The 6,227-nt window shown below is 60.4% G+C and carries 4 protein-coding genes; all 4 read left to right on the top strand.

The window, feature by feature from the left end; genetic code table 11:
- The first annotated feature begins 499 nt into the window (after positions 1-499).
- The 4 genes from cpaB (at position 500) to VIO10_RS08525 (ending at position 6,222) form a co-directional block, all read left to right on the top strand.
- Positions 500-1,597, top strand: coding sequence for a Flp pilus assembly protein CpaB (cpaB, locus tag VIO10_RS08540; RefSeq protein ID WP_331962319.1), 1,098 nt, complete (start codon positions 500-502; stop codon positions 1,595-1,597).
- 30 nt (positions 1,598-1,627) lie between these two features.
- Positions 1,628-3,532 (top strand): type II and III secretion system protein family protein, encoded by a 1,905-nt coding sequence (locus tag VIO10_RS08535; RefSeq protein ID WP_331962316.1) that lies wholly within the window; start codon positions 1,628-1,630, stop codon positions 3,530-3,532.
- 164 nt (positions 3,533-3,696) lie between these two features.
- Positions 3,697-4,842: an AAA family ATPase gene (locus tag VIO10_RS08530; protein WP_331962313.1), complete on the top strand. Its 1,146-nt coding sequence runs from the start codon at positions 3,697-3,699 to the stop codon at positions 4,840-4,842.
- A gap of 9 nt (positions 4,843-4,851) precedes the next feature.
- Positions 4,852-6,222 (top strand): TadA family conjugal transfer-associated ATPase, encoded by a 1,371-nt coding sequence (locus VIO10_RS08525; RefSeq protein WP_331962309.1) that lies wholly within the window; start codon positions 4,852-4,854, stop codon positions 6,220-6,222.
- Positions 6,223-6,227 lie beyond the last annotated feature (5 nt).

Raw genomic sequence — 6,227 nt, 5'->3', positions numbered from 1 at the left:
GGGCTCCAACGGAGCCCCGCCGAGAGAGACGACTCCAGAAAAGACGACAACCCTGGGAGGGGAAGTCAATGAGCCGACAGAAAAGAGCTTACCGGACAATAGGTAAGTGCGCGTGGTCGGACTTGTGACCGAGCACGCAATGATACTCGCAGCGATCGCCGCGGTATGTATTGCTCTAATTCAGAATGCGGGTAATATCGTCTCGACGTTAGTCAAGCATGTGGGTCCGCTCGGCTAGTCAGCGACCCGCGGCTACTTTGGGGGAGCCTGTCGTGGCGGTAGATTCAATTACACGCCGTAATAGCATTGTTCTGGCCATCTGCACCAAACCTGAGACTATTCCCGGCTCGCATCTACATTTAGTAGTTACTTTCCCCACCATCCTGACCAGTACTCAATTGGCATGAAAGAATAAAATAATGATTTGTATGTTCAACTATTTGAAGATGGCCGGTCAGGCACGAAGCGGCCGGAGGGGAGAGGCGATATGAGGCGACCGATGGTATTGGTCTTACTGGCGGGGCTGGCGGCGATGCTGGCTTCGGTAATGGTGTACTCCGCCTTGAAGTCGAGAGAAGCCCAAGTACAGCAGGCGATGGCGCATAACGTACAGGTGGTGGTCGCGGCGTACGATCTTCCGCTCGGCACAAAAATCGAGCTGGGCGAAACAAAGATGGCGCGCTGGTCGGCTGACAGTATCCCGGATGGCGCGTACACCGATCCCAAACAGGTCATCGGCAGCTATGTGAAGAGCGGGCTGGTAGCCAACGAGCCGGTGGTTCGCTCCAAACTGTTCACCGGGGACAAGACGGCGGGCATAATGCCGCTGTTGATTCCGTTTGGGATGCGCGCCGTGTCGGTCCCGGTGGATGAAGTCAGCGATGTCGCGGGTTTCGTACTGCCGCATAGCCGGGTGGACGTGCTGGTCTCGACCTCGGCGGGCGAAGGCACTTCTGGAAAGGCGTTCTCGAAAGTAGTTCTGCAGAACGTGGAAGTGCTCGCCGTAGCGCAGGAAGTCGAGCTACAGAACGACAAACCGACGGTGGTGAAGGTCGTCACGCTGCTGGTCACGCCGCAGGAGGCCGAGCGCGTGGCGCTGGCGAGTCACTCGGGATCGCTGCGTCTGGCGATGCGCAATTACAATGATAACAAAATCGTTCTGACCACCGGCACCGACGTTGCTCAGATGCTGCGCGCCTACAGCCTGACGCCCGATGTTCCGGCGATGGCGGTGAAGCCTGAGGAGACTCATCATGAGATCGCGGCGCCGCGGCGCCGGGCCAAGCCGGTCGAGATCGAGATTCTTCGCAACGGCAAGTCGTCCGAGTCAGTCTCGTTTGTCAATGAAGCGGCGGCGAACAGCGACGGTACCAAGAACTCGGCGGGTCATACGCGCAAGGGGGCGGCGCAATTTGATAACGGCGACGCCGACCCAGGCGCCGCTGCGGAATCCTCAATGCCGGTGTCGAGCGCTCCTGAATCCGATCATCACGACCTCGTGGCGGCGCCCGTGAACAGCGACATTGCGTCGGCCAGGGCGCCCATCAATGCGACGGCGGATCACGTGCCGACGCCCAAAACGATCGACATACCATAAGCACGCGGTGGAGAAGGCGAGGTGAAGAAGATGAAAGCTCGACGAGGATATGGACTGCTTGCGTGGTTGGTTGCAGCTATCAGCATGCTCATGCTTCAGCCCGGCCGGCTGCTTGCCGCCGATAGCGCCGGCACAGGAATGTCGATCGCGCTGAATGCGGGCGAGAGCTACGTAATCAACAACGTCAGCCCCGGCGATGTTCCGACCGTGAAGGTGGTCACGAATCCACACGCGCTGGTCGTGCATAACGAGGAGCCGGGCAAGGTCGTCCTGCTGGGCGCGGAAGCAGGTGAATGGAACATTCAGGTCAAGATGGCCAATGGCGACCAAGTCAAGTATGACGTTACGGTCAAATCGGTCGGCAGCGCCTTCGACATCAATCATCCCGGCACCAGCCCGGGACCAATTGTGGGCTCCGGCAAGACCTCGGGCAGCGCGGCTCCAGCAGTCGCGACGCTCGATACGGGCGCAGGCCCGGTGAATCCGCCTTCGTCATCTTCCTCGGCTTCATCCTCATCGGCAGGAACCGCCCCGCCCATGGCCAGCTCGGAAACAGTCGCAGCCGCATCGCCAAGCGCACCTGCGCCGGTGACGGCAGCGCCCGCCGCGGCAACCGCGCCGGCTCGTGTTAATACGTCGACCTTCAATTTCGCTCCGTCGGTTCCAGCTGCTTCGTACGCTCGGCCCGCTCCGGCGCCTTCCAGTCAGACGGCTTCGGCGGCACTGTCGAACGAGCGGTATCGGAGCGACCCGTCGGTCAGTCTAAATGGCGGCGTATTGGAATCGGGTGCGATTTCAGGCGGACGCCATTATCTGCCCGAAGATGGAGTGCAGCTGCAGACGGGCTCGTCGAGAATTATCGACTTTACGACCCGGCTGCGCCGCGTATCGATCGCCGACACTAGCGTCGCCGATATCCAGGTGATCAATCCGTTCCAGGTCAACCTGATAGGCCATAAACCGGGCTTCACGACTCTGGCGATCTGGGACCAACAAGGCCAGTACCTCGAACGCCCGGTGCGAATCGATCCCAACGGCAAGCAGCAGGTGTTGCTCAGCACGATGGTGGCGGAACTGGACCGCTCCGCCATCGAGAACCAGGGCACCAACCTGTCGCTCGCGCTCATGCATCAGGGATTTTCGCTGGTAGGATTGCCAGGCCCGGTAGCGACTCCGTTTTCCGCCGAGACGAGCTTCGCTTCTCCCAGTGGAGCGGTTTTTAATTCCCCTAACAGCCTGCCGTCGGGTGGATCGCTTATCGGAATGCTGCTGTCGTCGTCGCTGACTTATGGCTTGGCGCTGGGGAACAAGGACTACCAGTTGCAGGGAATGTTCCAGTATCTCGAGCAGCACAACCTCGCGAAGCTGCTCGCGCAGCCGCAGTTGCTGGCTAATTCCGGTGAAGAGGCAAAGTTCCTGTCGGGTGGCGAAATTCCAATCGTCATCGCCCAGGCGCTGAACACCTCAATCGTCTTCAAGCAGTTCGGTACCTCGGTTGAATTCGTTCCGACCGTCGTCGGCCGCAATGACATCGAGCTGCTGGTGAAGCCTGAAGTATCGCAGCCCAATTACGCCCAAGGCGTGGCGATGTTCGGCTTCACCATACCGGCATTCGTGACTCGGCGCGCGGAAACAATGGTACAGCTCAAGGACAATCAGACGCTGATTATCGCGGGCCTCATCCTGAATCAAAAGACGACCCAGGTTCAAAAGGTCCCGTACCTCGGTGACATCCCGTATGTCGGCGGACTGTTCCGCGTCACCAGCTATAACAACAGCGAAACGGACCTGGTCATGAGCGTAACCCCGCAAATCGTGCGTCCGCTGCCCGATGGCGCCTCGGTTTACAACCCGACTTCGGTGCCTGAGCTGACGCGTGAGCAGATCGAGACCCGTCGTCTGGCGCAGCCTGACGCATCGCGCCCGAGATTCTAGCTGGGGGGCTGACAAGACATAACCGAGTATTTAGTGCATGATATGACACGACATAGCTGAACCAGGGAGAATGTATAGTGTCAGCGCTCGGTAAAAAAAGTGACGGACGCAATGGTGGGCTGAGAGTCCAATTAGTTGGCGGAGGCGGGGAGCATCGCGCAGAAGTGCGGGAGGCCCTCGCCGCCTTGGGCGACCCGGTGCTGGACATCCTGGAACTCGAACCGGACCCGGACGCCGCTCCCGACGCCACCATCGACGTCACGATGGTGGTGTTCAACGGCGACAACGAACTCTCTCTGAGTTATCTGAACGCGCAGGCGGGGCAGGAACCCCGCCCGGCTCTTTTTGCGCTGCTGCACGATCGTTCCCCGGACCTGATGAAGCGGGTGCTGAGGGCCGGAGCCGATGAGCTTCTGTTCCTGCCACTGGATTCCGGAGACGCGACCCGGGCGCTGTTCAAGATAAGCGAGACCCGCCGGCGCGAAGAAGTTCACAACGTTAACAACGGCGGCGGTACGATCGTTTCGCTGGTGAGCCTGATAGGCGGCACTGGAGTGACGAGCCTGGCGGCGAACCTCGCCCTGGCACTGCGCTACGCGTTCGAAAAGCGGGTTGCGGTAATAGATCTCGACCTGCAGACCGGCGGGTTGTCGGTGTTCCTCAATCTCGAACCCGAGCGCACGATCATGGCGCTCGCCGAGGGGACGCGAAAGCTCGATTCGATTCAACTCGAATCAGCGCTGAGCAAGCATGCGTCGGGAATCTACCTGCTCGCGGCGCCCAAGCGGATCGAGGACAGTGAGTTGGTCAGTGACGCGACGGTCGGTGCGATCCTCGACCTGATGCGCCAGCTGTTCGACTTTGTGATCGTGGATTGCGGCACGCACATCGACGCAAACTCGGTCGCCGCCTGGGAGCGCTCGCGTCATCTGTTCTACGTACTCGACCAGTCGATCGGCGCGGCACGGTGCGCGTGGCGATTCGTCGATCTGGTGGGGCGGCTGGGGCTGCCGGGGGTCGAACCCAGCTTCATTCTGAGCCGTTTCGTGCCGGGTCATCCGATCAGTGAAGACCAGCTCAGCCATACGCTGGCGCAGCCGATTCACACTCGGATTCCGCGCGATGAAAAAGTTCTCGAGCGCGTGCAGCTGAGCGCACAGGATTTGTGGCAGGTGGCGCCGAACTCGCCGCTGGCCAAGAGCGTCGAGGACCTGGCGCGCCGACTCGAGGTAGGCAGCGAAACCACCGACGGCAGTTCCCCAAGTTCATTGGTTTCGCGCCTGTTGAATGTTATCGGCGCGCGCACCTGAGGTACCCGAATGAAACTGGTTGAGAGAATTTCCCAGCAGAACAACACAACCCCGGTTCCGTTTCAGCGCTCGCTGATGGGCAATAAAAAGGGGCCCGTCAAAGACGTGCAGGCCGAGGGTTTTCAGCAGCTCAAGCTTGCGGTTCACAACCGGCTGTTCGAGATGCTCGACGTTACGCGGCTTGAAAGCCTCGAGCCGGCCCTCGCGGCGCAGAAAGTCACCACGGCAATCTCCGCCATTCTGGACGACGAGGGGCGCCTGCTCACCGACGTCGACAAGACCAGCCTGATCGAGGAGATCAAGAACGAGCTGCTGGGACTCGGGCCGTTGGAGCCGCTTTTGTGGGATGATGAAATCACCGACATCCTGGTCAACGGGCACAACCAGGTTTACGTCGAAAAAGCCGGCAAGCTTCACGCCACCGAGGTCAAGTTCCAGGACGATCAGCACCTGATGTTGATCATCGATCGAATCGTCTCGCAGGTCGGGCGCCGGGTTGACGAAGCGTCGCCGATGGTTGACGCGCGGCTGCCCGACGGTTCGCGTATCAACGCGATCATTCCGCCGCTGGCGCTCGACGGCCCGGCGCTGTCGATTCGCCGATTCGGCCGCAGGCGCTACAACATCGACGACCTGGTCGGGAAGAAGACAATGGTGCCTGAGATCGTCGAGTTTCTGCGCACCATCGTGCGCGCGCGGCTCAACGTCCTGATTTGCGGCGGCACCGGCTCGGGCAAAACGACGCTGCTTAACTGCATGTCGCTGTTCGTCCCGGCCGACGAGCGAATTGTGACGATTGAAGACTCGGCCGAATTGAGCCTGCAGCAGCCGCATGTGGTCAGGCTCGAAACCCGGCCGCCCAACGTCGAAGGCAAGGGTGAAATCACCCAGCGCGACCTGGTCAGGAACTGCTTGCGTATGCGGCCGGACCGCATAATCGTCGGCGAGGTCCGCGGCGACGAAGTGTTCGACATGTTGCAAGCGATGTCGACCGGCCATGACGGCTCAATCGCCACCATCCACGCCAACACTCCCCGCGACAGCCTGGGCCGTCTGGAGATGATGATGCTGCTGTCGGGAGTGTCGATTCCGCAACGCGCAATGCGCCAGCAAATCGCGTCGGCGCTCAACATCATCGTTCATGTATCGCGGCTATCCGACGGCTCGCGCAAACTGATGCGCATTTCCGAGATCAGCGGGATGGAGGGTGAGATGGTGATGATGCAGGATCTGTTCGAATTCAAGCGCACGGGAATCGGGCCGAGTGGCGAAGTGCTCGGCCAGTTTGTCACCACCGGGATCCGGTCAACCTACTCGCAGCGGCTGGAGGCCGCGGGCTACAAACTCGACGTTAAGGCCTTCCGCAGCACAATCGGATAAATACT

The organism is Candidatus Binatus sp. (assembly GCF_036567905.1).
Classification (GTDB): Bacteria; Desulfobacterota; Binatia; order Binatales; family Binataceae; genus Binatus.
The sequence above is the reverse complement of the archived record's forward strand: the minus strand, read 5'-3'. Positions and strand labels throughout refer to the sequence as shown.

What these genes read in the sequence shown, in the direction of transcription:
- VIO10_RS08535 (WP_331962316.1), top strand. Translation starts at nt 1,628, where the DNA reads ATGAAAGCTCGACGAGGATATGGACTGCTTGCGTGGTTGGTTGCAGCT.
- VIO10_RS08525 (WP_331962309.1), top strand. Translation starts at nt 4,852, where the DNA reads ATGAAACTGGTTGAGAGAATTTCCCAGCAGAACAACACAACCCCGGTT.
- cpaB (WP_331962319.1), top strand. Translation starts at nt 500, where the DNA reads ATGGTATTGGTCTTACTGGCGGGGCTGGCGGCGATGCTGGCTTCGGTA.